This window comes from Parafrankia sp. FMc2 (assembly GCF_041008525.1).
Classification (GTDB): Bacteria; Actinomycetota; Actinomycetes; order Frankiales; family Frankiaceae; genus Parafrankia.
Window position 1 is genome coordinate 1 of sequence record NZ_JBFLUG010000323.1, and the last position, 2665, is coordinate 2665.

At 63.9% G+C, this 2665-nt stretch carries 1 protein-coding gene; it reads left to right on the plus strand.

Features of this window, described 5'->3' with window-relative positions:
- The first annotated feature begins 844 nt into the window (after window positions 1–844).
- A complete protein-coding gene (gene ltrA, locus AB1460_RS36785) occupies window positions 845–2566 on the plus strand; it encodes a group II intron reverse transcriptase/maturase (protein WP_368967135.1) in 1722 nt (573 codons plus the stop codon).
- Window positions 2567–2665 lie beyond the last annotated feature (99 nt).

A 2665-nucleotide genomic window follows, 5' to 3' on the forward strand; every position in this document is an offset into this window, starting at 1 on the left:
GTGAGAGTGCGACATCGAGGTCGCACGTGTATGAGTGGGCTGCGTCGGTTGGAGGTTCGGTTGATGACGAAGACGTAGCCCCGGATCAGTGTCCGTAGATCCGTCCCCTCCGTGACATGCGTGGCTGGTAACGGCTGGGTGTGAAGCTCACGGGAAAGCCCAAGGGTCCCTGCTCCGGCTGGGGGTTACAGGCGAGGGGAAGGCCGGAAGGGTGACTGTCAGGGAACCCTTGCTTGATGCCCCGTCAGGACTACATCTCGGGCCGGATGGTTATACCGGGGTGAATAGGGACTGGCCGCATGTGAAGGCGGCAGCGGCGATCGCGGATCTCACGACGGTCGTGCAGGACACCGCCGTCCCCGGGGTAGAGAGGGCACCCGACCCGGCCGGGTCTCACGCGTGCGGAACGTGGCAACCCCGTCTTGCTCCGGCGTTTCGGCTCCGACGATGTTCGGGGGGCCGGTAGGCCGACCGTGAGGGGAGCTTATGGCAGGGCGGGAACAGGACGCTCAAGAAGCGAATGCCGGTGGGCGAAAGTCGACAGGAAACACTGGCGGCATAGGGGCTTTGCCTCGGGCTGCTCCTCCAAGCGGCCGCCGCTGGAGGCGAACTGGCCGGATACCAGGCCCCGGGGCATCTCGGTGTCTGGACGCGAAAGTGGGCTGACGTGAGCGGGTGGGCTGTGGAGCGACACCTTTAGGAGCCGTAATGAAGTAACAAATACGCCGTCGAGAGCATCGCCGCAGGTCACAGGCCTACGGAAAGCTCAAAACGCGCAAGTTATTTCATTTCGACTCCTTAGCGGGCAACGGAACCGAGGGACAAGTTGGATGCCGTGCATGCGGTGAACGGAACCGAGGGCGGTCTGGTCTGGGACGCCATTGACTGGCGCCACCATGAGCGGGTCGTACGACGCTTGCGGGGTAGGATTTTCACGGCGGTCAGGGACGGGGACCTGGTTAAGGCCAGGAATCTGCAGAAGCTGATGCTGCGCTCCTGGTCGAACACGCTTGTGGGTGTGCGGCGGGTGACGCAGATCAATGCCGGCCGGGACACCGCCGGGGTGGACGGGCAGGTCGCGCTCACGCCGCAGGCCAGGATGGATCTGGCGCGGCGGGTGCACGCGATGGATATGCATGCCTGGAAGCCGAGGCCGGTCCGGCGGGTGTATATCCCGAAGGCGGGAAGCAGCGGAAAGTTGAGGCCGCTCGGTATTCCGGTACTGGTTGACCGGGTGCTGCAAGCCCGGGTGACGAGTGCGCTGGAGCCTGAGTGGGAGGCCCGGTTCGAGCCCAGATCTTATGGGTTCCGGCCGGGTCGCAGCTGCCAGGACGCGATCGCGGCCTTGTTCACGACCTGTCGGGGAAAAGGAGTGAAGAGGTTGTGGATTGTGGACGCGGACTTGTCCAAGGCGTTCGACCGAATCGATCATGGTCGTCTTCTGGAGGCGCTCGGTCAGTTCCCAGCCAGGGATCTGATCGCTGCGTGGCTGAAGGCGGGAGTGTTCGAGTCGGGAAAGGGATTTACTCCCTCCCAGGAGGGATCCCCGCAGGGCGGTATCGTGTCGCCCCTGCTCATGAACGTCGCGCTGCATGGCCTGGAGGAGGCGGCCGGGGTCCGGTACCAGTCGAACGGCTGGGTGAGACCGGGCAGCCCGGTGCTGGTCAGATACGCTGATGACTTCGCGGTCTGCTGTCACACCCGGCAGCAGGCCGAGCAGATCAAAGCGAACCTGGAACGGTGGCTGGGACCCAGGGGCTTGTCCTTCAACGAGGACAAGACGCGCATCGTGCATTTGAGCGACGGTGTCGATTTCCTGGGGTTCACTCTCCGCCGTTTCGGACCCAAGCTGATCATCAAGCCGAGCAAGGCCGCCATCAGCAGGGTAAAACGTAAGCTCGCCGCGGAAATGCGCCGTCTACGCGGCACGAACGTCACCGCAGTATTGGTGGCGATCGTGCCGATCGCGCGGGGCTGGTCGAGCTACTACCGGGGCGTGGTGTCCAAGAACGTTTTCAGCGATCTGGACTCCCACGTATGGGCGCTTACCTACAAGTGGGCGACCTGGACCCATCCGAAGAAGGGACGACGATGGGTCGTCGACCGATACTTCGGCAGGTTCAATCCGGCCAGGCAGGACCGGTGGGTGTTCGGTGACCGCTCCGGTGGCGCCTACCTGCCCAAGTTCGCTTGGACAAAGATCGAACGGCATGTGCTGGTCCAGGGCTCGGCATCGCCTGATGATCCCGCGCTCATGGACTACTGGGCCGACCGGCGACGCAAAAGCAGACCCCCGCTGAACACCAGTACGCTTCGCCTGCTCAAGGAGCAGAAAGGGCGTTGCTCTCTATGCGGAGGTCTGCTGCTGCACGCCGAATGGGAGCCGCACTCCCCTGAGGAATGGGAGCAATGGCACCGTACCGTCAATAAAGCGATCACCCGATCGATGATCGGGCAGATACCCGACTGGCGGGTCGGCACGCCGAACGACACCCAGCTGATACACACTGGCTGCCGACGCCGCGACAGCGGTCCGGCGGCCGAGGCGCTTCTCCTCTCGTCCTGAATCGCCTTTAAGGCCTGCTTGCGCCGTGTGCAGCGATGAGTTGCACGCACGGTGCTGAGGGGGCCCCGGAGCGGCAACGTTTCGGGGCTACCCGACCAC